We start from the raw sequence: 23,116 nt of genomic DNA on the forward strand, positions 1-23,116 counted from the left end.
GAACGTGAGGCGTTATTGGTGGATGCCTGTAACGCACCATGTGGGATAATTGCAGGCAAAGAAAAAGGCCGGTAAAAACCGGCCTTTTTAAAACATGTCAGATTAGTCGTTCTGGGGGGTTGCATTCTCCACTCGGCTTTTTAACTTCTGGCCGGGGCGGAACGTAACAACGCGACGGGCGGTGATAGGAATATCCTCTCCCGTTTTGGGGTTACGCCCCGGGCGTTGGTTTTTGTCCCGCAGGTCAAAGTTACCAAAGCCGGAGAGTTTAACCTGTTCGCCATTCTCCAGAGCGCGACGGATCTCTTCGAAAAACAGCTCAACAAGCTCTTTGGCATCCCGCTTGCTAAGCCCAAGCTTATCAAACAGATATTCTGACATTTCAGCTTTTGTAAGCGCCATAGGTTCAATCCCTCAATGATGCCTGGAATCGCTCTTTTAATGCCGCCACACATTTTGCAACGGTAGCAGCAATCTCCTCTTCTTCCAGTGTACGGTTGGTATCCTGAAGAGTCAGGCTGATAGCAAGGCTCTTATAACCCTCTGCCACACCCTTACCGCGGTACACGTCAAATAAGTTTACGCCAACTACCTGATTTACGCCAACTTTCTTACACTCTGCCAGAATATCTGCTGCAGGCACGTTTTCAGCTACCACAACAGCGATATCTCGCCGGTTCGCAGGGAAGCGTGAAACCCCCTGAGATTGAGGCACGGCGCGGTCTGCGAGCTTGTTCCACAACAATTCAAACACCAGTGTGCGGCCGTTCAAATCCAGTTTACGTTCCAGCTCAGGATGAACAACACCAATAAATCCAACATAATCACCGTGTAAATAAATTGCAGCACTCTGCCCCGGATGCAGGGCTGAATGCCGTTCTGCCCGAAATTCAATTTCAGACAATTTACCGGTAAGTTCGAACAGTGATTCCAAATCACCTTTGAGATCGTAAAAATCGACACTGCCTTTTACCAGATCCCAGTGTTCTTCATTACGGTTGCCACAGATTGCGCCAGCCAGCATAACATCCTGACGGATCCCCAGGTCTGCCTGTGTATCAGGGACAAACCGCAAACCGGTTTCAAAAATACGCGCACGGTTTTGCTGGCGGTTCTGGTTATACACCAGTGTGCTGAGCAGGCCGGTTAATAAAGAGAGGCGCATCGCTGACATATCGGCTGAAATCGGATTAGGCAGAATCAGTGCGTCTTCACCTGGGTGCAGCATTTGCTGAATTTTCGGGTCAACAAAACTGTAGGTGATCACTTCCTGGTAGCCTTTATCCACCAGCAACGTTTTCACTCGTTTCATCGACAGATTCGCTTCACGATGCTCACCCATAATCAGGGATGCATTGACTGGCTCGTCCGGAATACTGTTGTAACCATAAATACGGGCAACTTCTTCAACCAGGTCTTCTTCAATTTCCATATCAAAACGCCATGATGGCGCAACAGCCTGCCACTGGCCTTCAGATTCAGTTACCTGGCAACCCAGACGGCGCAAAATATCTCCCACCTTCTCATCCGGCACATGGTGACCAATCAGGCGATCCAGTTTGCTACGACGTAAAGTAATCGTCGCTGGCTGTGGCAATTTGTCCTGTGCAGTGACATCAATTACCGGGCCGGCCTGACCACCGCACACTGCCAGTAACAGCGCTGTCGCACGTTCCATGGCTTTATACTGCAGTTGTGGGTCAACGCCACGCTCATAACGGTGAGATGCATCTGTATGCAAGCCATAGCGGCGGGCACGGCCAGTAATTGCCAGTGGATTAAACCAGGCACACTCCAGCAAAACATCCTGGGTTTCACTGTTCACGCCAGAGTGCTCACCACCGAAGATCCCGCCCATTGCCAGTGCCTTGCTCTGGTCAGCAATAACCAGAGTATCACTGTTGAGTTTCGCTTCTGTGCCATCAAGCAGTACCAGGCTTTCATCTTGTTTAGCCATACGCACCACAATACCACCGTCGATCCGGTTAAGATCAAACGCATGCATTGGCTGGCCCAGTTCAAGCAGCACGTAGTTGGTCACGTCAACAACGGCATCAATAGAGCGAATACCGCAACGGCGCAATTTTTCACGTATCCACAATGGTGATGATGCAGCGACATTAATACCTTTAATCACACGCCCAAGGTAGCGTGGGCAGGCATCAGTAGCTTCAACAGTAATCGGGAAAGAATCTGCAATGCTTGCAGCCACGGGCGTAATTTCTGGTTCAGTAACCGGTAATTGGTTCAGTACCGCTACATCACGGGCCACACCTGCAATACTCAGGCAATCGGCACGGTTCGGCGTCACGCTGATTTCAATGGCGACATCGTTAAGCTTCAGGTAGTCACGCACAGGCGTACCAGGCTGAGCATCAGTTGGCAATTCGATAATACCGCTGTGGTCTTCTGAAATACCCAGTTCGGAATAAGAACACAGCATCCCTTCTGAAGGTTCACCACGTAATTTTGCAGCTTTGATTTTAAAGTCGCCCGGCAATACTGCACCCACGGTTGCCACCGCAACGCGCAGGCCCTGACGGCAGTTCGGCGCGCCACAAACGATATCAAGCAAGCGTTCGCCGCCAACATTCACTTTTGTAACCCGCAGCTTATCAGCATTGGGATGCTGGCCGCATTCCACAACTTCACCAACCACGACGCCAGTAAATGCTCCCGCAACAGCCTCAACACCATCCACTTCGAGACCTGCCATGGTTATCTGACCGGCAAGCGCGTCACTGTCTAGTGCCGGGTTAACCCATTCGCGTAACCAAAGTTCACTGAATTTCATTGCAGAGTCCCGCCTTATTTAAACTGTTTGAGGAAACGTAAATCGTTTTCGAAGAATGAACGCAAGTCAGTTACGCCATAGCGCAACATGGTCAAACGTTCCATCCCCATGCCGAACGCGAAGCCAGAATAGACTTCTGGATCAATGCCCACATTCCGTAAAACATTCGGGTGCACCATGCCGCAACCCAGCACTTCAAGCCATTTACCATTTTTACCCATTACATCCACTTCGGCAGAAGGTTCAGTGAACGGGAAGTAAGACGGGCGGAAACGGATTTGCAGGTCTTCCTCAAAAAAGTTACGCAAGAAATCATGCAGCGTACCTTTCAGATTGGTAAAGCTGATGTTCTTATCGACAATCAACCCTTCCATTTGGTGGAACATCGGCGTGTGAGTCTGATCGTAATCATTACGGTATACACGGCCAGGCGCGATGATACGAATCGGCGGCTGTTGGTTTTCCATAGTACGGATCTGCACACCAGATGTTTGTGTACGCAACAGACGCGTTGCGTCAAACCAGAAAGTGTCGTGGTCAGCACGCGCCGGGTGGTGACCCGGAATGTTCAGGGCATCGAAGTTGTGGTAGTCATCTTCAATTTCCGGGCCGGTTGCCACGGTAAAGCCCAGCTCACCGAAGAAACTTTCAATGCGGTCAATCGTGCGGGTTACCGGATGCAGCCCACCATTTTCAATACGCCGCCCCGGTAAGGTCACATCAATAGTTTCTGCGGCCAGGCGGACATTTAATGCTTCGCTTTCCAGAAAATCTTTGCGTGCATTAAGTGCCTGCTGAACCTGTTCTTTGGCTTCGTTGATTACCGCGCCAGCTGCAGGGCGTTCTTCGGGGGGAAGTTCACGCAGGGTTGTCATTTGGAGGGTCAGGTGCCCTTTCTTGCCCAGATATTCAACGCGTACATTATCTAACGCGGCGACATCCTGGGCATCGTTTATGGCTGCCTTTGCACTTGCAACCAGCTCTGCGAGATGTGGCATGGTATTCCTCTTGTGCCGGCACAATTGCCGGAGTAGTTAGTCTCGGTTCGAAAACGACAAGCCTTAGCCTTTATTTACCCGGCCATCATAATGCTGTTCAAAAGCCTGGCAAAGTGGCCGGAAAAGGTAAAAAAAAAGCCTCCAGCTGGAGGCTTTTAGCGCTTATTTTCCGTTTCTTTTCTTACGCGCAAAGCCCCCCTGAATCAGGCGCTAAAGTAAAAAAAGAAGCGGAAAATAGCAGCATTCATGCTTGCAGTTACCTTTTTAGTCAGGTGTAACGGTTTTATTCAACTGATTTTGTTGCGAAATGTCAATCCCGTTTGCAACAAATGAAAAGAGGGAGCATACGCTCCCTCTCCATCTGGCTTACGCCAGAGCTGCTTTCGCTTTTTCAACCAGTGCAGTGAATGCCACTTTGTCGAATACAGCGATATCAGCCAGGATCTTACGGTCGATTTCAACAGAAGCCTTTTTCAGGCCGTTGATGAATTTGCTGTAAGAAATACCGTTCTGACGTGCTGCTGCGTTGATACGTGCAATCCACAGTTGACGGAACTGACGCTTTTTCTGACGACGGTCACGATAAGCGTACTGACCTGCTTTGATAACAGCCTGGAAGGCAACGCGGTATACGCGAGAACGCGCACCGTAGTAACCTTTAGCTTGTTTCAAAATTTTCTTATGACGTGCACGTGCAATCACACCACGTTTTACGCGAGCCATGGCTCTCTCCTGTATCTATATTCTGTAAGCCCGGTTTACATATTCACTCGGCCAGACTAATTCTCTTCCTGCAGACTATTGTCTGAACAGACCGGGAATCAGTGACTGTTACCGGAAAATACCAACCTGTTGGGCGATAAAAAGTTTAAAGTTAACGACTTATGCGTACGGCAGGCACGCAATTACCAGACCCAGATCGCCTTTGGAAACCATGGCTTTCGGACGCAGGTGACGTTTACGTTTGGTCGCTTTTTTAGTCAGAATATGACGCAGGTTAGCGTGCTTATGCTTAAAGCCACCTTTACCGGTTTTTTTGAAGCGCTTAGCAGCACCGCGTACGGTCTTAATTTTTGGCATCTTTTTACTTCCACTTCGCATTGTTAATAAATGAAACAAAGGCGAACCGGGCCAGCGGAGCAAGCTCTACCGGCCTGGTTACTTGGTAGCCTACTGTTTCTTCTTCGGCGCAAGCACCATAATCATCTGACGGCCTTCGATCTTCGTTGGGAAGGATTCGACTACTGCCAGTTCATTCAGATCGTCTTTCACGCGGTTAAGCACTTCCATACCGATCTGTTGGTGTGCCATTTCACGCCCACGGAAACGCAGGGTGATTTTGGCTTTGTCGCCATCTTCGAGAAAGCGAATCAGGCTGCGGAGTTTTACCTGATAGTCACCTTCATCAGTACCAGGACGGAATTTGATTTCCTTAACCTGGATAACTTTCTGCTTTTTCTTCTGTTCCTTAGAAGACTTACTCTTTTCATAGAGGAATTTGCCGTAATCCATAATACGGCAAACTGGCGGCTCGGCGTTAGGGCTGATCTCTACTAAGTCGGCTCCGGCTTCTTCAGCTTTTTCCAGAGCTTCTCTCAGACTCACTACACCAATCTGCTCGCCATCGATGTCTGTTAAGCGAACTTCCTGAGCGCGAATCTCGCCATTAATACGATTCGGACGCGCCGTTTGAACTCGTTTTCCGCCTTTAATACCTTATTCCTCCATTTGATGAAGACTGCGGCTGCGAATTTCTTGTTGCAGCTTCTCGATCACTTCATTTACGTCCAGACTGCCAAGGTCTTTACCACGGCGGGTACGAACGGCCACTTTGCCAGCTTCGACCTCTTTATCACCGCAGACCAACATATAGGGCACCCGACGTAAAGTGTGCTCGCGGATTTTAAAGCCAATCTTCTCGTTTCTCAAGTCTGCTTTTACACGAATGCCCGCATTTTGCAATTTTCGGGTCAATTCGTTCACATATTCTGCCTGTCCGTCAGTAATATTCATAACGACAACCTGAACAGGAGCCAGCCATGTTGGGAAGAAACCGGCGAACTCTTCAGTCAGAATACCAATAAAGCGTTCCATTGAACCCAGAATTGCACGGTGAATCATTACCGGCACCTGGCGTTCGTTATTTTCACCCACGTAAGATGCACTCAAACGAGATGGCAAGGAGAAGTCCAGTTGGACAGTACCACATTGCCAGGCACGATCGAGGCAATCGTACAGGGTAAATTCAATTTTCGGCCCGTAAAACGCGCCTTCACCCGGTTGATACTCAAACGGGATCTTATTTTCTTCAAGTGCTACAGCAAGGTCTGCTTCAGCCCGGTCCCACATTTCATCGGTACCAATGCGTTTCTCAGGGCGAGTAGACAGCTTAACGACGATTTTTTCAAAACCGAAGGTGCTGTACATATCGTAGACCATACGAATACAGCTGTTTACTTCATCACGCACCTGCTCTTCCGTACAGAAGATATGTGCGTCATCCTGAGTAAAGCCACGCACACGCATCAGGCCGTGTAGCGCACCAGAAGGCTCATTACGGTGGCAACTACCAAACTCAGCCATACGCAATGGCAAATCACGGTAAGATTTCAAACCCTGATTAAAAATTTGCACATGGCCCGGGCAGTTCATTGGCTTAATGCAATATTCACGGTTTTCTGAAGAAGTGGTAAACATGGCATCTTTATAGTTGTCCCAGTGCCCGGTTCTTTCCCACAGCACACGGTCCATCATAAATGGCCCTTTCACTTCCTGATACTGGTACTCTTTCAGCTTAGAGCGAACAAAGGTTTCCAGTTCACGGAAAACTGTCCAGCCGTCATTATGCCAGAACACCATACCAGGTGCTTCTTCCTGCATATGATACAGGTCCAGTTGCTTACCAATCTTACGGTGGTCACGTTTTGCCGCTTCTTCCAGGCGTTGCAGATAAGAATTTAATTGTTTCTTATCTGGCCAGGCGGTGCCGTAAATACGTTGCAACATTTTATTATTGCTGTCGCCGCGCCAGTATGCCCCTGCCGTTTTCATCAGTTTAAAATAGTGGCAGAAACGCATATTTGGCACATGCGGCCCACGGCACATGTCAATATATTCTTCATGATGATAAAGCCCAGGCCTGTCATCATGACTGATGTTCTCATCAAGAATAGCGACTTTGTAGCTTTCGCCACGATCAACAAATGCCTGGCGTGCTTCGGCCCATGACACTTTCTTCTTAATGACGTCGTAATTCTTCTCTGCCAGCTCGTGCATACGCTTTTCCAGCTGGTCAATATCTTCCTGAGTCAGGGTATGGTCCAGGTCAACATCATAGTAGAAACCATTGTCGATCACCGGGCCAATAGCCATTTTTGTTTTAGGCCACAGTTGCTTGATGGCATGCCCCAATAAGTGAGCACAAGAGTGGCGAATGATTTCAAGCCCCTCAGCATCTTTTGCGGTAATGATAGCCAGGGTTGCGTCGTTTTCAATCAAATCGCACGCATCAACCAGTTCACCATTTACCCGCCCGGCGACACAGGCTTTCGCCAGGCCAGGACCGATATCCAGCGCAACATCCAGTGGACTTACAGCATGGTCAAAACTACGTTGACTGCCATCAGGAAGCGTAATTACAGGCATTCTAATTCCTTAATTTGCAGTGGTGACCCACACGAAAGATCACATACAAACAAAAATTCATTAATTTTCATAAAATTACGTGCATATCTGGCCAACAATTGCCAAATAAGTACACTCTCGAACATATTTTAAAGCATTAGCAGAAGACAGATTTAAAATACGCCAGCGGATGGTAACACTATCAATAAGATGAATCACCCCTTTGTTTCCCCACGAAATCGTGATCTCCTGGGGAGCCAGTTATATGGATTGCTTATCAAAGGTAATAAATGATGTATTTTGGGAACCAAAAGACTGTTTTGAGCCAGTCTGTTCAGGCAGGAGTACGCCCACCGCTTTTCTAAATCGGGTATGGGAATGCCAGCAGTCACTTAATAAAACAATGTCTGAACCCGGGCTGATACACCAAACCCTGTTCACTTCTGCGTATGATTTTAGTCGTTGCGATTCAGCAAATATTCCCTTAACCAACGCCCCGCCACTCCAGGTGGCGCATTTTTATTCCACACGACATCAACAGACAGAGCTCTGGGCCAGCCAGTAACAGGTAGTGCCACCAGTTTGCCATCGCCCGCGAATTCATCCACCAGCGCACAGGGCAGCACACACCAGCCAAACCCCTGAACCGCCATACTCAGCAGTAATAAATAGTTTGGTGCAGACCAAACAGGCCCACGCCCGGCATTGCCGCCTCTGTCGATATAAGTGGTTAGCCGTAACTCCCGCCAGGCGGGTAGCTCATCAAACACCAGGCTCTCACGCATTGCCAGTGGGTGCCCGGGGGCAGCATAAATCCCCATATAACTCAGTAAAGGCATACGGCTGGCACCAATAACATGAGGATAATGGTCGCGTGCTTCCATCAAACCAATATGCGCTCTTTCTGTTTGCAATAAATCAATGACATCTTCGTTTTCACCAATCAGGCATTCAAATTCAGTGTGAGGGAAATGTTCAGCAAACCCGGACAGTAAATTTTCAAGAACATCAGCATCCAGCGTGTCGGAGAGCACAAATGACAATTTTGCTTCTGTTTCTGCTACCAACGACACCGCAAGATCATCCAGGCGGTTACTCGCGGCAAGAATAGCCTGAACATAGCTCAACACCTGCTCACCCTGTTGTGTCAAAACTGGCTGCCTTGCTGAACGGTCGAATAACGTGATACCCAGGTCTGTTTCTAAATTTGCCACGGCAGTGCTGACTGTTGACTGGCTCTTTCGCAGACGCCGTGCCGCAGCAGAAAATGAACCTGCCGAGACAGTTTCGACAAAGGCAAGAAGGGCTTCCAGGGAATAGCGCATAATGTATCGATTTTCCAGATGGTATCTATCTTTATTTTATCTTAAATGCCGATAGTATCGCCAGTCATCACCTCACACATCCGTGTTGATTATCGTAATGACAAGGAAAATGGATATGAAAAAAGTCAATGCTGTACACCGAACTCTCCCAGAGCGATTGCTGCACGCTATCTGTTTCGAAGGGTTTGCAACGGTAATACTCGCACCACTGGCGGCCTGGATAATGCAACGTGAACTGTTTGAAATGGGGATGCTTTCTCTACTCCTGGCGACTGCAGCTATGCTGTGGAATATCGTTTATAACGCGGTGTTTGATATTTTCGTGCCTCATAATCAAACGGTCAGGACATTGAAAATACGCCTTATTCATGCATCCGGGTTTGAAGGCGGGTTTCTGATAATTGGCGTTGCTCTCGCTGCTTTTTTTCTCAGTACGACACTCCTGAACGCATTTCTTCTTGAGGCCGGTTTTTTACTGTTCTTTTTGCCCTATACACTTTTCTATAACTGGGGTTATGACACATTACGAGCGCGTTTTATCGGGCTGCACGTGTAGTCCTTCAATTACCAGCCGAGCCCGGGCACGCGGGCCAGATGCAGGAATCCGTGCAACGCACAACGGCTATAGAATAAAGCCCCGCTTTGCAAATATAAGCTATGATATTCTATGAGGTGTTTACTACGGTGATTATCGTGGCAGCACCATCATAATAGACAAAGATCTGCTTCTGTCTTTTGGGTTATAGCGAAAATTGCAGTGATTTTCCTGCCCTAATGAAATAAGACAGTTCAATCACTAATAGCGCCAAAATTGCAACAAATAGTGAATTCCGCTAATATAGCCGTGCATTCTGGCATTTTGTCAAATGGAGAAAACCACCTAACTTTAACTTAACGGACTATACACCACTATGTCTCAGACTGAACTCAATACGGGTGTTCCCCGAAAGCAAATTAATCCTCCCGTGTTTTATACCTCGGCTGCTCTCATTGTCATCGTAGTGGCTTTCGCCGCGCTATTTCCTGAACTTGCGGATCAAAAATTTAAAGCGCTGCAACAACAAATATTCACCAATGCCAGTTGGTTTTATATTCTGACCGTCGCACTGATCCTCCTGACAGTAACCTTTCTCGGGTTATCTCGCTATGGCAACATCAAACTCGGGCCAGACCACGCATTGCCTGATTTCAGCTATGTGTCATGGTTCGCGATGTTGTTCTCCGCAGGTATGGGAATAGGCCTGATGTTCTTCGGTGTTGCCGAGCCGGTAATGCACTACCTTTCGCCACCGGTAGGTACACCGGAAACCGTCGAAGCGGCCAAAGAAGCTATGCGGCTTACTTTCTTCCACTGGGGGTTGCACGCCTGGGCTATTTACGCCATTGTTGCGCTCATTCTGGCATTTTTCAGTTACCGTCATGGCTTGCCACTGACATTGCGCTCAGCACTCTACCCCATCATTGGCGAACGTATTTATGGCCCAATGGGGCATGCTGTTGATATTTTTGCCGTCATCGGTACGGTATTTGGTGTTTCAACCTCACTCGGTTATGGCGTACTGCAGGTCAACGCCGGGATGCATCACCTGTTTGGTGTGCCTATAAATGAAACAACCCAGGTGATTCTGATTGTAGTTATTACCGCACTGGCAACAATTTCTGTTGTATCCGGTCTGGATAAAGGCATCAGAATATTATCAGAGCTAAACCTCGGCCTTGCAGTATTACTGCTGTTGCTGGTCGCTATTCTTGGCCCCACAGTTCTGTTGCTGAAATCCTTTGTTGAAAATACCGGAGGTTATCTTTCGGAAATAGTCAGTAAAACATTTAATCTGTATGCCTACGAGCCAAAATCCAGCAACTGGCTGGGTGGCTGGACCTTGCTTTACTGGGGGTGGTGGCTTTCCTGGTCGCCGTTTGTCGGCATGTTCATTGCCCGTGTTTCCCGTGGGCGTACCATTCGTGAATTTGTTACTGGTGTGTTGTTTGTGCCTGCGGGCTTTACATTAATGTGGATGACATTTTTCGGGAACAGTGCCATTCATCTGATTAAAGACAAAGGTGCCATTGACCTCGCTAACACTGTGCAACAGGATGTGTCGCTCGCTCTGTTTAATTTTCTTGAACATTTTCCATTTTCGACGGTGCTGTCCTTTATTGCTATGGCGATGGTAGTGGTCTTCTTTGTCACATCAGCCGACTCTGGCGCAATGGTGGTTGATACACTGGCATCTGGCGGTGCTGAACGTACGCCTGTCTGGCAACGTATTTTCTGGGCAGCAACCATGGGAATTGTCGCTATCGCTTTGCTGTTAGCTGGCGGGTTAAGTGCATTGCAAACAGTGACAATAGCCAGTGCCCTGCCTTTCTCAATTATTCTGCTGGTTTCCATCTATGGGCTACTGAAAGCGTTGAGAGTGGATATCACCAAACGCGACAGCCAGACTTTGGCAACTATTGCGCCGACGGCATCACGTAACCCGATTCCGTGGCAGCGCAGGTTGCGGAACATCTCTTATCTTCCTAAGCGCTCTCAGGTGAAACGTTTCCTTGATGAAGTCATTCAGCCGGCAATGGTACTGGTCGAGGAAGAACTGGGCAAACAGGGCACCCGGAGTGTCATCGATTCATCTTCTGACGACCGGCTGCACCTGGAAGTTGATTTAGGTGAAGCACTCAATTTTATCTATGAAGTCCGGCTACGCGGTTACAGCCAGCCAGCTTTTGCTATGTCGGGTCTTGATAATGACTGTCAAAATGCTGAGCAGCACCGTTATTATCGCGCTGAGGTTTACCTGAAAGAAGGTGGGCAGGATTACGACCTGATGGGCTGGAACCAGGAGCAAATCATTCACGATATTCTTGATCAGTATGAAAAGCATCTCCACTTCCTTCACTTAGTGCGTTAATGCACCGGCCCCTTTACCCGATAAAGGGGCCTTATCTGCCAGCAAGCATATTCGCTCTGCCCTGCCCGTATAAATACCCCAGTTTAGCGACGCGAAAATTTAGCGCCTGCTTTATAGCCCCGGTCACACCGAAACCAGTTCTGGTAAGATTTATATAACAATCTCTTTGAAAAACCAGTCACTTAATTAAAATTATTTCATCAATGCCATGAGTTATTTTCTTTTTATAAACCCTGTATATACCCCACCATAAATTAAATTATCTGACTGCTATGGCATATCTCACATCTTCATTTTTTTACCACTTGCTTTTTATTGATTTCCCTATCAATCTGTAACTTACATACTGGCAATGTGACATGTTCAGGTGAGTAGTGCAGACATTAATTCGGGTTATCTACAGGCGCCTTCCCATTACACTTGTCACTACAGCTGTGACCTTAGCTGTTGTCATGATTCTGGCCGAAGCTTCGTTTTACTCTGCCAGTAAACAGCGTGTTCAGGCTTTTTCTGAAGCATTGACGAACAGGAGTAATACCCTGTTTAACGAAATTAATACAGTAAAGCACAAAAGCCAGTCATTCGAGTTGTATACCCCGTGCAGTGCCGCCTTTTTACGCCGTTTACGCCTAAGCTTGTGGTCGTTTACGTTGATTAAAGATATCGGCTGGGTGCAGAACAATACCATGATATGCACTGCATTATGGGATAAGTTGTCTCCACCACTGGCAATTAATTTGTATAACCAAAAAATAAAATTGAAAGACAGCACCTGGGTTATAAATGCAGGCATTGATGAAAATATCTATGGTGACCTGGTGCTGTTTGGTAATTATGTTATTGTTTTATCTCCATACGTTTTCAGTTCTTTTAAAGATGACTCTGACCTCCACCAATTCAGTTTTATTATCAGTAATAAAAACCAGCAACACAACATCATCACCTATGGTAGTGATATAAGCAAACTGGCAGGCGATAAACAAAGCACCAGTAGCCTGCGTTTTCTGGCATGGAAAACCTGTTCACAGCAATACAATTTTTGTGTTATCGCCGGAGGAAAGCCAGACAGTATTCTGAATACCAGCGCAGTACTTATTTCATCTCTCACTTTTATCTCTCTTTTTATTGGCCTGCTTATTTCATTAAGCATCAACCTGTATATTGATAAAAAACGGTCTCTGGAAAAAAGACTGCTTGATGCAGTCAACAAAAACCGACTGCACCTGGTTTACCAACCCATTTACCACCTGAAGAAAAATGAAATAATTGGTGTTGAGGCCCTGCTTCGCTGGAAAGACCCGGATATAGGTTTCATTTCTCCAGATATCTTCATCCCCCTGGCGGAAGCAAAAGGGTTAATGACGCAGATCACACAATTAGTTACCCGGAAAGCTATTCATGATACCCGCGAACTGGTCAGGAAACATAACCTCTATATCAGTATCAATATTAGCTCGCATGACTTGTGCTCCACTGACTATCTCCTTTTTTTACAACATGCCATCACAGATGCACAGTTCCCGGCCAGCAACCTGATTCTTGAGATTACTGAGCGCCAGGGCGCAAATACCAATTCGCTTAAAGAAATGGTTGAGCGCTTCAAACTCAGTGGCTTCAATATCGCTATTGATGATTTTGGCACCGGGTATTCCAACCTGAACTGGCTTTCGCACCTGTCTATTGATGAAATAAAAATTGATAAGTCGATAACAGATTCTATTGAGACTGATTCACTCAATAAAGTGTTGCTCCCTAACCTGATTAACTTATTAAAAGACATGCACCCTACAGTGGTATTCGAAGGTATTGAAAAGCAAGCACAAGTTGATTACCTGCTGGCACATTTCCCCAATGCACTAGGCCAGGGTTGGTTTTTTTCAAAGGCACGCGAGTTGTCTGAAATCCAGGAACTCTTGTCCCAAAATGGTAACGAAGAAAATGCTCCCATACCCCGAGTAGTTTAGCTGGCTTAAGGCAGACTCCGATAGCACCCAGCCCAGCAGGAAGATAGCTGAGCACCAGGTTATCAAGTGAATTTTCCGCACCAGGCCCCCTCTGATTTCTTGCTGAGTTTACGTACTACCAGCCCGGGAATCGCTCTCTTCTGTGCCTGTTTTCCCCCATGAGCCTGCGCAGACAGGGGCCGATGGTTAAGTTCGCTCACATTTTTGTTACTGAGTTGTATGTATTGAGGATTTATTTGTAACGTTATCCAAACAAAAACCGATAACAACAGTAAGGAATACCGCTGCAGGAGCATTTTTGACTTTATTTTTTGGGGGCACCATGGCTCTTATTACAACTCCACCACGGAAAATCAGGACCCGCACACTGATGCTGGTCAGCAGTTTTGTCGCCATCTCACTGGGATTTGTTCTTACAATTGGCTATCTGACCTGGCAATCGATGTCGCAAAAAGAGCTCGTCGCCAAACGTTATATCCAACAGATAGCTCAAAGTGAATCACTCAAGGTTCAAAGGCAACTCAACAATGCCCTGATTACCGCCCGTGATCTGGGGAACAGTGCATGGGCACTGAAAGAGGCAGGGATAACAGACCGCGCCGGGCTTGATCAACTGATGAAAACATACCTGAACACCCACCCCAGTTTTTTATCAATGTCTCTCGGTTTTGAACATAACGCATTCGATGGTAAAGACGCTGAGTTCGCCAATAAACCAGACCAGAATAGTTATGGCTCCTATGCAAAATATGTCGACCGTGGACCTGACGGGAACCCTGCATTACACAACCTGGTTGATTACACAACGCCTGGCGCAGGTGATTATTATTTACTGCCGAAACAGCGGAAAACCGACGTCATCATTGAACCTTATGTTTACCCTTACAACGGGGTGGATGTCATGCTGACATCTATTGCCGCACCCATTGTGCGTAATGGCGAGTTCATGGGGTCAGTCACCTCCGATTTCTCACTGGATACGCTGCAAAAAACCATCCATGCCATTAAGCCCTGGGATGGCGCAGGTTATGCCGTACTGTTGTCAGCCGGGCAACTGGTCGTGGCAAGCCCAGTGCCTGCACAAACAGGAAAAAAATGGCAAGGCCAGCCATTTAGCGAAAAGGTTACACAGTTTGATGATCCTGTACTGAAAGAGCCGGTGTTTATTGCCTGGGAACCCATCATGGTCGGCAACAGTGATACGCCATGGAAACTGGCAATCGTCACTCCGGTAAGCGTAGTAATGGCTAAAGCGTGGCGCGACCTGACACAGTCACTTTTGCTGATGCTGGCGAGCATTATCGTAGTCAGCCTGGTGATTGGCTTAATATTTACCCGCAAAGTAGCCCGCCCGGTCGGTGGTGAACCTGGCGATGCAGCAATGATAGCGTTGTCAGTATCCCAGGGAATACTGAGTAATTCTATTCCCGTCACCCCATCAGATAAGCAAAGCATTTTCTACGCACTGAATACTATGCAAACACGTCTGCATGACATGGTCAGCAATATTAGCGTTGCCAGCGACTCGGTACGTACCGGCAGTGCCGAAATCGCCGCCGGGAACCTCGACCTGGCTTCACGTACAGAGCAACAGGCTGCGGCAATTGAACAAACTGCGGCCAGTATGGAAGAACTCACATCAACGGTAAAAAACAATGCGGATAATGCTCATACAGCGACTTCGCTGGCAAATGATGCGACACGCATAGCTGCCGAGGGCGGCACCCTGGTGAGTGAGGTTGTCACTATCATGTCGCAAATTGATGAGAGCTCCAGCAAAATCAACGATATTACCAATATCATCAATGGTATTGCCTTCCAGACTAACATTCTGTCACTCAACGCTGCCGTCGAAGCGGCCCGGGCCGGTGAACAAGGCCGTGGCTTTGCGGTTGTTGCCGGGGAAGTAAGAAACCTGGCACAGCGCAGTGCCAATGCCGCTAAAGAAATTTCGGAATTAATTGATGAGTCTGCGCAGCGCGTCACTCATGGTGTCGAGCTGGTTAACAATACCGGTAGAATGATGAAGCAAATTATGACGGCAGTCGAAGATATTCAGCACGTTATAACTGGCATCGTTCAGGCTCTGGATGAACAGACTCAGGGTATCAGCCAGGTGACCATCGCAGTCAATGAAATGGACACAGCGACACAACAAAACGCCTCTTTGGTGCAACAAATCTCAGCGGCCGCAATGTCACTGGAAGAGCAGGCAAAAGTACTGGAAGAAACGATGGCCTTTTTCCAGTTAACCGTTAATTCGCATGCAACGGAGTCTCAGGAGGCACTAATGCTGGCTGGCACAACTTACTAAGTTTACGCACATCAACAACAGGGGGAGTGCTTTCAGGCTACTCCCCCTGCCTTTTGTTATGCACGCATTGTATGCGTATCGTTTACTGGCAGAGAGTTAACTATGCCACCGGGTCCAGCAAACAATCAGTAGCCAGGCTGCCACTCCCCAGCATAATACAGCGCTAACTAAGGCCAAAGGCACCCGCATTAGCGAGCTGAGGTACCATAACGCCACCAGGTAAACAAAGTAGGGAATGATTGCCCACATACCGAAAATGACAGTGGTGCGCAACGCTGCCGTTCCACGTTCAGAGGCAACAATGTAATGAGCCAGCAGCGCAAAGGTTGGGAACAAGGGGACTAACCCCGCGATATAGTAATTGCGGGTGCGAGACAGTAAAGCTATGAGGACAACAACCGCAGCGCCAATCACCGATTTAAACAATAACCCCATCTACCCCACCAAACATTTGGTATAAAGACAACAGCATACCAACAGGGGGGTACCAATACCAGAAAACAATAAATAACGAATGGTATCGGGTAAACAATCTAAATAACCGAATATATAAAACATTTCTATGTATTGGTTATCGAAATTACTTCGTAGAGCCAGGGTGTTTCTATGTGAGTGGGAATGAATTTTGAATAAGCAAAAACCGGGACAGCATTCTCCGGTTTTATTTTGCTTAAGATAATTTAATATCAATAAGCAATGTTATTATGACCAACCACCGGCAACCAGTGTGTATACGTTAAATGCATCATCCATTGACTGCCCGGTGCTTTGTGACCCCGGAGCTATATTAGAGCCGGCTTCAATATCACTGGCGTGCTGTACGTTAGCAGTTGTTGCTGCAACGTTTGTATTTGATGGTGTGGTTTGTGTGGTCTGCGCAGCGAATGCACCAAAAGACATCGCTGACAGCACCAACGCTGCGACGGTAATGTTTACAGTTTTCATAATATTTTTCTCGGTTAATTCACTTATTCTGGCCTGAAAAGCCATACCTTTATGTTAGATCCAGATCACACTTTTTGCCAGTGTAATTATTTGGCTATTTGTGCCAAAAATAACTCACACAGAAACAGTAACGATAAAAAATGAAGGAAGGATGGAGCGAAGTGTAAGGGTATTTAAAGAAAACAATTCGGACTTACTTTTTAAAACAATTAAAACAATAACAGTGAAAAATAAAAAAATGGGCCGGAATATTCGGCCCACTGATTTACATTTTATAACCCAATGTGACTGATGTTTTAGTATCCGTGTGATCAGGTGCAGTTGAGGGTGGATTGGAGTTCCAGGTCACGTTATACGCCACCTTCAAAGAGAAATGTGCGTTAATCGCTACTTCCAGACCCGTTTCAGAGTTGACGGTGGTGTCATCACTGCCCAGGACAGAAACACCCTGGATAAACTTCGCATTGTCAGTGAACTGCCAGGAATACGACCCGGCGGCATAACCTAATGCCTGGGTTTTATCCGTGCCATCAGTATACTCGTCATAACGAACACCAGGACCGAATTCCAGCCGCAAGCTGTGAACAGGACCATTCAGGATCTGACGACCGTAACCTGCTGTCAGCACGTCACGTTCATGGTAGCCGTTATAACGGTCTGATAACCAGCTTGCCTGACCAAACAGGTAGTCTCTGCTGGTCATATTATACCGGCTACGCCCACCGACTGCGTACTTCTCAGAAGAACGTTCGTCGTTGGAAGACGTATTATTCGCTGTGCCCCACAGAGACCATGCGGTGGACGTTTGGTACCAGGTTAACGTGCTGTCAGCCGTTAACGAAGAGTTGCGACTGTTACCTGTCTGCGCTAAGTAACCTGCATTAATCGATCCTTCAAACGGTTGTTTTGCCGTCGAAGGGTCATCCATGACAGTAAAAACAGAATCATCTGCGCTGGCGATATGGCTTACCAGCATTCCCCCTGCCAGCAACACTGCTGCAGGTACTGTCTTAAAAAGCTTCATTATAATGTCCGCACAACAAAAAAAGAGACCACAAAGGTCCCGGAAACTTTCCCGGGGATCAACGGATTATGTGCCCAGGAAAGGTTACAAATTATAAAAATCTCCGAATAACATAGCAATGAATTCTTATTTCATTTTTTGAATAAGGCGCGTCTTAAAAAGAGATTATATTTATATATAAACCCGTGGTTTTTTTTACAATTCTATTGATAAATCATTGAGTTATTTTCAGCATACCTTTTAATGTAGTGCTACCATTTAGGATAAACCGCAACAGGAGGAAAAAAGTGAACATATATACACTCACGCTGGCCCCCTCTTTGGATAGTGCAACCCGAACCAGTCAAATCTATCCTGAAGGGAAATTACGCTGTAGTGCACCAGTGTTTGAGCCAGGAGGCGGCGGTATTAATGTGGCACGCGCAATCAACCATTTGGGCGGTAGTGCGACGGCTATTTTCCCAGCAGGTGGTGCAACAGGCGAGCATCTGTGCCATCTGCTAAAAGAAGAAGATGTGGACATCATCTCCGTCCCTTCACAGGAATGGACCCGGCAGAATCTGCATGTTCACATTGATAGCAGCGGTGAACAGTACCGTTTTGTCATGCCTGGTGCCGCGCTCAGCAGTGCTGAATGCCAGCAACTGGCAGGAAAAATCAAATCTATACCCGCTGATTCACTGCTGGTTATCAGTGGGAGTTTGCCGCCGGGAACGGATACCGACTATTTATGCAGCCTGATTCAGTTGGCTCAAAAGCAAAATATTCGCTGCATTATAGACAGTTCCGGCGATGCCCTGAGCGCGGCGCTGGAAGTAGGTAATATTGCGCTGGTTAAGCCGAACCAGAAAGAATTAAGCGCTCTGGTCAAACACCCACTCACTCAACCTGATGACGTTCAGCTTGCAGCACAAGAAATTATTCGCAGTGGCAAAGCACAAAACGTAGTTGTCTCACTGGGGCCACAAGGTGCAATGGGCGTAAGCAGTGATGCCTGTGTCCAGGTGGTTCCACCACCGGTTCGTAGCCAGAGTACAGTTGGTGCAGGCGACAGTATGGTGGGTGCGATGACACTCAAACTGGCAGACGGAGCCGGTCTGGAAGATATGGTGCGTTATGGTGTCGCGGCTGGTAGCGCAGCCACATTAAACCAGGGAACACGTTTATGTTCCTTTGAGAATACCGAAAAAATTTACCGTTACCTGCTGCAAAGTTAAGTAGTCCCCGTGCGGGTAGCCATTATTCTTTTCAGGGTTCTTTTCAGCAGGCCACGTATAAGCTGTGCTTTACGTGGCTTTGCCGTACAGATGTGCGTTGTATCGCCTTTTATTGGTAAGAAATACACTAACCTTATGATCTATCGGACGACACGGGAGAGATGCTATGTGGCAGGCCATCAGTCGTTTACTCCAGGACCCTCTGGGCGAATCCACGTTCGAAGACCAACGCCCTCTTCCCGGTGGGGAAGTACACAGTGCATGGCGTGCCCGCTATGCCGGCCATGATTTATTTATTAAATGTGATGACCGGGCATTATTGCCGCTTTTTACTGCAGAAGCTGATCAGTTAATACTGCTGGCCCGCAGCCAGACAGTCAATGTTCCGCGAGTGTGGGCAGTAGGCAGTGAGCGTGAACAAAGCTTTTTAGTGCTCGACTACCTCGATCCCCGGCCTTTTGATGCACACAATGCATTTTTACTGGGCCAGCAACTGGCAAAGCTTCACCAATGGAGCGAACAACTGCAGTTCGGGCTGGATTACGACAACCATCTTGCCACCACACCCCAGCCCAATACCTGGCAACGGCGCTGGTCAACATTTTTTGCCGAACAGCGCATTGGCTGGCAACTTGAGTTGTCAGCCGAAAAAGGGATAACGTTTGGCAATATAGATGTCATCGTTGAAAAGGTTCGTGAGCGCCTTTCCTCTCATCAACCCGCTCCGTCATTACTCCATGGTGATTTGTGGTCCGGAAATTGTGCGGTAGGGCCAAATGGCCCTTATATTTTCGACCCTGCATGTTACTGGGGCGACAGGGAATGTGACCTGGCAATGCTTCCACTGCACCCAGAGCAGCCAGCACAAATTTATGATGGCTACCAGTCTGTATGCCCACTCCCCACTGATTTTATTGAACGCCAACCTGTTTACCAGTTGTATACATTACTCAACCGGGCGAGGTTGTTTGGCGGCCAGCATCTGCCAGTCGCTCAACAGGCACTCGAACAGATGCTGGCTGATTGACCCGGCTATCAGATATAGCCCAGCAGAGAGAAAAAGACATAACCAATCACAATAACGACGACGGGCAATATATACAGCGGGAAAAACTGCAGAAGAATAGTATGGTGCGGCACAATAATTTTTTCTTCCAGCGCGTTTTTAGTCAGCCCGCTGTCACCTTTTGCTTTTTCCAGAATCAGTTGGTCTTCAAGCCCTTCGCGAATAAAACGCACTTGCCGGCTCATGCGAGCACCTGAAGCCTGTAGTGCCATACCGACAAATACCAGCACAAAAATAACCCAAAACAGCACATTGAACTGGTGAGCAAAATCTGGCGATGGCGAGTTATACCAAAAAAAGTTCAAAAATGGTGTGTTAAACCGAATCATATCAATGATGACATGAGCAAAATCTGACATAACAGCATTAATGCCCGCTTTTTTCTCGCTGTGTTGATCCATGAACTTCAGCAGCGAAATCAACGTAGAGATAACCGCAGGAATGAAAATTACCCACCCTGCAATGCGTTTTACAATCGCCAGGCGTCCAGCTTGTTGGTAAGTCATTTGTTCCCCTCACCAGCTTCCATACTGAAAGCTGAAGTATTCACGTTACGTCATCAAGTCTACCCAGACAGACAAATTATGCCTGTTTTTTTGATGCTCTCATCCAGGGTCGTGAATTATATGTTACTTTTCATGGAAATCGTATCGTAAAAAGGAGCAATAGCGTATGCCTGGTGTAACCGGAACCCTCGCAGCAATATTTGACATGGACGGATTACTGATAGATTCAGAACCTTTGTGGGACCAGGCTGAACTGGAGGTTATCGCTTCTCTGGGCGTAGACATTACACGCCGCCACGAACTCCCCGACCTGCTGGGTTTACGCATTGATGTGGTTGTGGACCTTTGGTATGCACAGCAGCCCTGGCAGGGCGCATCTCGCGAAGCAGTGACACAACAAATTATACGTCGTGCTATTGAGTTAGTTGAACAAACCCGCCCGCTGTTGCCCGGCGTCCGGGAGGCGCTGGACTTATGCCAAAACCTTGGACTGAAAATCGGCCTGGCATCCGCCTCCCCTTTACATATGCTCGAACAAGTATTGGAAATGTTTTCATTGCGCCCCTATTTCTCTGCGCTGGCTTCTGCCGAACATCTTGAATGGAGCAAACCGCATCCACAAGTTTACCTCAACGCAGCTGAAAAGCTGGGTATCAACCCGCTCAATTGCGTCACTCTGGAAGACTCAGTGAATGGGATGATTGCCACCAAAGCAGCCCGTATGCGCTCCATTGTGGTTCCCGCAAGAGAGAATGCAGGCAACCCGCGTTGGGTCCTGGCCGATACACATCTGGGCAGCCTCGAAGAACTGAACGTGGCGCATCTCAAGTAAAAACAAAACAACGTTTCATTTTATTTGAATTAACCGTTCAGCCGGACTATGCTGTGTCTGTATAAACACCTGCACAGCATAATCCGAGGTAAATATGATATTAAACGCGTTTAACCTGGCCGGGAAAGTTGCCATGGTCACTGGCTGTGACACGGGTCTGGGTCAGGGAATGGCGTTGGCGCTGGCGGAAGCCGGATGCGATATTATCAGCGTCAACCGTAAAATCCCCCACGAAACAGCCGAACAGGTTACCGCGCTGGGCAGGCGTTTTCTGGCTTTACAGGCAGATCTGAGCAGCCAGGAACCTATTCCCGGCCTGGTGGCACAGGCTGTTAGTGAAATGGGTCGTCTGGATATTCTGGTTAATAACGCGGGTATGATTCGCCGTAACGATGCCATCAACTTCAGCGAAAAAGACTGGGACGATGTCATCAATTTGAACCTGAAGTCAGTATTCTTTCTTTCTCAGGCCGTTGCGCGGCAATTCATAGCACAGGGTTCAGGAGGAAAGATCATCAATATTGCCTCCATGCTCTCTTTCCAGGGTGGTATTCGTGTTCCGTCATATACTGCGTCTAAAAGTGGTGTTCTGGGGTTAACTCGTTTAATGGCAAACGAATGGGCCATTCACGGAATAAATGTGAATGCGATCGCTCCGGGTTATATGGCGACCAACAATACCCAGCAACTGCGTGATGACGAAGCACGTAACCTGGCCATTCTGGAGCGCATTCCTGCGGGCCGTTGGGGCACACCTCAGGATTTAAAAGGACCTGCCGTTTTTCTGGCCTCGGGTGCTTCTGACTATATCAATGGTTACACACTGGCCGTGGATGGTGGCTGGTTGGCACGATAATTAACCACTTGAGGTGATATTGACAAAGTGTTACAACGTCACCTCTTTTTCCCACTGTATAAAAACCCTATACTGGATGAATTGACAGTTATACCGGGTTTTATCATGACGGCCGAAGGTCACCTGCTCTTTTCTATTGCCTGCGCCGTGTTTGCAAAAAACGCGCAACTGACACCTGTACTCACCGATGGTGACTGGTGGCATGTCGTGCCCGCAGCAGTGCTGACCTGCTTACTGCCCGATATTGACCACCCAAAGTCATTTCTCGGCCAACGGCTCAGTTGGTTATCCAAACCCATCGCTCGAGCTTTTGGGCACCGTGGGTTTACCCACAGTTTGTTGGCTGTATTTGTTACCCTGGCTTTGTTTTATTTAAAAGTACCCCAAAGCTGGATTATCCCTGCGGATGTGTTGCAGGGTATGGTCATCGGTTACCTCAGCCATATCCTCGCTGATATGCTGACGCCTGCTGGGGTACCACTATTGTGGCCGTGCCGCTGGCGCTTTTGTCTGCCGGTTATTCGCCCTCAAAAAGGTAACCAACTTGAGCGTGTACTATGTATCGCCCTGTTCAGTTTTGCTTTATGGATGCCACAATCATTACCAGAAAACAGCGCTGTGCGCTGGTCATCACAAACCATTAATGCGCTACAAAATGCATTTTACCGCTATGTAACCGCACATAAAGAAGAATAATTCGCCAACAATACCGCAAAAAACATAATAAATAACGTTTAGTTAT

Annotated in this window: 22 protein-coding genes and 1 other annotated feature; of the genes, 9 read left to right on the top strand and 13 right to left on the bottom strand. The window is 47.6% G+C overall.

All coding sequences use genetic code 11. The features are described 5' to 3' along the window. Nucleotides 1–102 precede the first annotated feature (102 nt). The 9 genes from ihfA to DES37_RS18645 all read right to left on the bottom strand — a co-directional run bounded on the left by ihfA (nt 103) and on the right by DES37_RS18645 (nt 8,741). Complete coding sequence (ihfA, locus tag DES37_RS18610; RefSeq protein ID WP_036108549.1) at nt 103–402, bottom strand: integration host factor subunit alpha; 300 nt, start codon at nt 400–402, stop codon at nt 103–105. 4 nt (nt 403–406) lie between these two features. Further along, entirely contained in the window at nt 407–2,794 is a 2,388-nt protein-coding gene (gene pheT, locus DES37_RS18615) for a phenylalanine--tRNA ligase subunit beta (RefSeq protein WP_110027245.1), read from the bottom strand. Nucleotides 2,795–2,808: 14 nt separating this feature from the next. Continuing rightward, nucleotides 2,809–3,792, bottom strand: a complete 984-nt coding sequence (pheS, locus tag DES37_RS18620; protein ID WP_036108544.1) for a phenylalanine--tRNA ligase subunit alpha — start codon at nt 3,790–3,792, stop codon at nt 2,809–2,811. A gap of 128 nt (nt 3,793–3,920) precedes the next feature. Then, nucleotides 3,921–4,045: a sequence feature (Phe leader region), on the bottom strand. Further along, complete coding sequence (gene pheM / locus DES37_RS25520) at nt 3,996–4,040, bottom strand: pheST operon leader peptide PheM (protein WP_106120997.1); 45 nt, start codon at nt 4,038–4,040, stop codon at nt 3,996–3,998. Its footprint overlaps the feature before it by 45 nt. Before the next feature lie 113 nt (nt 4,046–4,158). Continuing rightward, nucleotides 4,159–4,515: a 50S ribosomal protein L20 gene (gene rplT, locus DES37_RS18625; RefSeq protein ID WP_013366084.1), complete on the bottom strand. Its 357-nt coding sequence runs from the start codon at nt 4,513–4,515 to the stop codon at nt 4,159–4,161. A gap of 159 nt (nt 4,516–4,674) precedes the next feature. Next, the gene (gene rpmI, locus DES37_RS18630; RefSeq protein WP_001124225.1) at nt 4,675–4,872 is read right to left on the bottom strand and encodes a 50S ribosomal protein L35; all 198 of its coding nucleotides are present in this window, start codon (nt 4,870–4,872) and stop codon (nt 4,675–4,677) included. 90 nt (nt 4,873–4,962) lie between these two features. After that, nucleotides 4,963–5,505: a translation initiation factor IF-3 gene (gene infC / locus DES37_RS18635; protein WP_072006946.1), complete on the bottom strand. Its 543-nt coding sequence runs from the start codon at nt 5,503–5,505 to the stop codon at nt 4,963–4,965. 3 nt (nt 5,506–5,508) lie between these two features. Then, nucleotides 5,509–7,437: a threonine--tRNA ligase gene (thrS, locus tag DES37_RS18640; RefSeq protein WP_036108535.1), complete on the bottom strand. Its 1,929-nt coding sequence runs from the start codon at nt 7,435–7,437 to the stop codon at nt 5,509–5,511. Nucleotides 7,438–7,871: 434 nt separating this feature from the next. After that, nucleotides 7,872–8,741: a LysR family transcriptional regulator gene (locus DES37_RS18645; protein ID WP_110027247.1), complete on the bottom strand. Its 870-nt coding sequence runs from the start codon at nt 8,739–8,741 to the stop codon at nt 7,872–7,874. Nucleotides 8,742–8,856: 115 nt separating this feature from the next. Between DES37_RS18645 and DES37_RS18650 the strand changes: the two genes are divergently transcribed. From DES37_RS18650 to DES37_RS18670, 4 genes are all read left to right on the top strand, one after another. Continuing rightward, nucleotides 8,857–9,297, top strand: a complete 441-nt coding sequence (locus DES37_RS18650; protein ID WP_110027249.1) for a multidrug/biocide efflux PACE transporter — start codon at nt 8,857–8,859, stop codon at nt 9,295–9,297. A 355-nt stretch (nt 9,298–9,652) separates the two neighbouring features. Further along, complete coding sequence (betT, locus tag DES37_RS18655) at nt 9,653–11,650, top strand: choline BCCT transporter BetT (RefSeq protein WP_110027251.1); 1,998 nt, start codon at nt 9,653–9,655, stop codon at nt 11,648–11,650. Between the two features lie 374 nt (nt 11,651–12,024). Continuing rightward, complete coding sequence (locus tag DES37_RS18660; protein WP_036108527.1) at nt 12,025–13,614, top strand: EAL domain-containing protein; 1,590 nt, start codon at nt 12,025–12,027, stop codon at nt 13,612–13,614. Nucleotides 13,615–13,936: 322 nt separating this feature from the next. Next, entirely contained in the window at nt 13,937–15,928 is a 1,992-nt protein-coding gene (locus DES37_RS18670) for a methyl-accepting chemotaxis protein (RefSeq protein ID WP_245930127.1), read from the top strand. A 96-nt stretch (nt 15,929–16,024) separates the two neighbouring features. Here DES37_RS18670 and DES37_RS18675 read toward each other — a convergent pair whose 3' ends face one another. The 3 genes from DES37_RS18675 to DES37_RS18685 form a co-directional block, all read right to left on the bottom strand. After that, complete coding sequence (locus DES37_RS18675; RefSeq protein ID WP_036108525.1) at nt 16,025–16,363, bottom strand: GlpM family protein; 339 nt, start codon at nt 16,361–16,363, stop codon at nt 16,025–16,027. 267 nt (nt 16,364–16,630) lie between these two features. Beyond that, nucleotides 16,631–16,873 carry a hypothetical protein gene (locus DES37_RS18680; protein WP_036108827.1) on the bottom strand — a complete coding sequence of 81 codons (243 nt, stop codon included), beginning with the start codon at nt 16,871–16,873 and terminating at the stop codon, nt 16,631–16,633. Nucleotides 16,874–17,138: 265 nt separating this feature from the next. Then, the gene (locus DES37_RS18685) at nt 17,139–17,897 is read right to left on the bottom strand and encodes a DUF481 domain-containing protein (protein WP_036108523.1); all 759 of its coding nucleotides are present in this window, start codon (nt 17,895–17,897) and stop codon (nt 17,139–17,141) included. 287 nt (nt 17,898–18,184) lie between these two features. Between DES37_RS18685 and pfkB the strand changes: the two genes are divergently transcribed. Together pfkB and DES37_RS18695 are read left to right on the top strand one after the other, a co-directional pair. Continuing rightward, entirely contained in the window at nt 18,185–19,114 is a 930-nt protein-coding gene (pfkB, locus tag DES37_RS18690) for a 6-phosphofructokinase II (protein WP_110027256.1), read from the top strand. A 166-nt stretch (nt 19,115–19,280) separates the two neighbouring features. Then, nucleotides 19,281–20,141 carry a fructosamine kinase family protein gene (locus DES37_RS18695; protein ID WP_036108520.1) on the top strand — a complete coding sequence of 287 codons (861 nt, stop codon included), beginning with the start codon at nt 19,281–19,283 and terminating at the stop codon, nt 20,139–20,141. Nucleotides 20,142–20,149: 8 nt separating this feature from the next. On the opposite strand, the gene DES37_RS18700 is transcribed toward DES37_RS18695, so the two are convergent. Next, entirely contained in the window at nt 20,150–20,686 is a 537-nt protein-coding gene (locus DES37_RS18700) for a YniB family protein (protein WP_110027257.1), read from the bottom strand. Nucleotides 20,687–20,852: 166 nt separating this feature from the next. Between DES37_RS18700 and hxpB the strand changes: the two genes are divergently transcribed. The 3 genes from hxpB to DES37_RS18715 all read left to right on the top strand — a co-directional run bounded on the left by hxpB (nt 20,853) and on the right by DES37_RS18715 (nt 23,070). After that, nucleotides 20,853–21,518 (top strand): hexitol phosphatase HxpB, encoded by a 666-nt coding sequence (gene hxpB, locus DES37_RS18705; protein WP_110027259.1) that lies wholly within the window; start codon nt 20,853–20,855, stop codon nt 21,516–21,518. A gap of 94 nt (nt 21,519–21,612) precedes the next feature. Further along, a complete protein-coding gene (gene kduD / locus DES37_RS18710; RefSeq protein WP_110027261.1) occupies nt 21,613–22,374 on the top strand; it encodes a 2-dehydro-3-deoxy-D-gluconate 5-dehydrogenase KduD in 762 nt (253 codons plus the stop codon). Nucleotides 22,375–22,479: 105 nt separating this feature from the next. Next, on the top strand, nt 22,480–23,070 hold the full coding sequence (locus tag DES37_RS18715; protein ID WP_036108825.1) for a metal-dependent hydrolase: 591 nt from the start codon (nt 22,480–22,482) through the stop codon (nt 23,068–23,070). Nucleotides 23,071–23,116 lie beyond the last annotated feature (46 nt).

Source organism: Mangrovibacter plantisponsor, assembly GCF_003182475.1.
Classification (GTDB): Bacteria; Pseudomonadota; Gammaproteobacteria; order Enterobacterales; family Enterobacteriaceae; genus Mangrovibacter; species Mangrovibacter plantisponsor.

Coding starts and splice junctions, on each gene's coding strand:
- kduD (WP_110027261.1), top strand. CDS start 21,613: ATGATATTAAACGCGTTTAACCTGGCCGGGAAAGTTGCCATGGTCACT.
- DES37_RS18700 (WP_110027257.1), bottom strand. CDS start 20,686: ATGACTTACCAACAAGCTGGACGCCTGGCGATTGTAAAACGCATTGCA.
- rpmI (WP_001124225.1), bottom strand. CDS start 4,872: ATGCCAAAAATTAAGACCGTACGCGGTGCTGCTAAGCGCTTCAAAAAA.
- DES37_RS18715 (WP_036108825.1), top strand. CDS start 22,480: ATGACGGCCGAAGGTCACCTGCTCTTTTCTATTGCCTGCGCCGTGTTT.
- DES37_RS18685 (WP_036108523.1), bottom strand. CDS start 17,897: ATGAAGCTTTTTAAGACAGTACCTGCAGCAGTGTTGCTGGCAGGGGGA.
- betT (WP_110027251.1), top strand. CDS start 9,653: ATGTCTCAGACTGAACTCAATACGGGTGTTCCCCGAAAGCAAATTAAT.
- DES37_RS18650 (WP_110027249.1), top strand. CDS start 8,857: ATGAAAAAAGTCAATGCTGTACACCGAACTCTCCCAGAGCGATTGCTG.
- DES37_RS18675 (WP_036108525.1), bottom strand. CDS start 16,363: ATGGGGTTATTGTTTAAATCGGTGATTGGCGCTGCGGTTGTTGTCCTC.
- DES37_RS18680 (WP_036108827.1), bottom strand. CDS start 16,873: ATGAAAACTGTAAACATTACCGTCGCAGCGTTGGTGCTGTCAGCGATG.
- pheS (WP_036108544.1), bottom strand. CDS start 3,792: ATGCCACATCTCGCAGAGCTGGTTGCAAGTGCAAAGGCAGCCATAAAC.
- DES37_RS18670 (WP_245930127.1), top strand. CDS start 13,937: ATGGCTCTTATTACAACTCCACCACGGAAAATCAGGACCCGCACACTG.
- rplT (WP_013366084.1), bottom strand. CDS start 4,515: ATGGCTCGCGTAAAACGTGGTGTGATTGCACGTGCACGTCATAAGAAA.
- DES37_RS18645 (WP_110027247.1), bottom strand. CDS start 8,741: ATGCGCTATTCCCTGGAAGCCCTTCTTGCCTTTGTCGAAACTGTCTCG.
- pheT (WP_110027245.1), bottom strand. CDS start 2,794: ATGAAATTCAGTGAACTTTGGTTACGCGAATGGGTTAACCCGGCACTA.
- ihfA (WP_036108549.1), bottom strand. CDS start 402: ATGGCGCTTACAAAAGCTGAAATGTCAGAATATCTGTTTGATAAGCTT.
- DES37_RS18695 (WP_036108520.1), top strand. CDS start 19,281: ATGTGGCAGGCCATCAGTCGTTTACTCCAGGACCCTCTGGGCGAATCC.
- hxpB (WP_110027259.1), top strand. CDS start 20,853: ATGCCTGGTGTAACCGGAACCCTCGCAGCAATATTTGACATGGACGGA.
- thrS (WP_036108535.1), bottom strand. CDS start 7,437: ATGCCTGTAATTACGCTTCCTGATGGCAGTCAACGTAGTTTTGACCAT.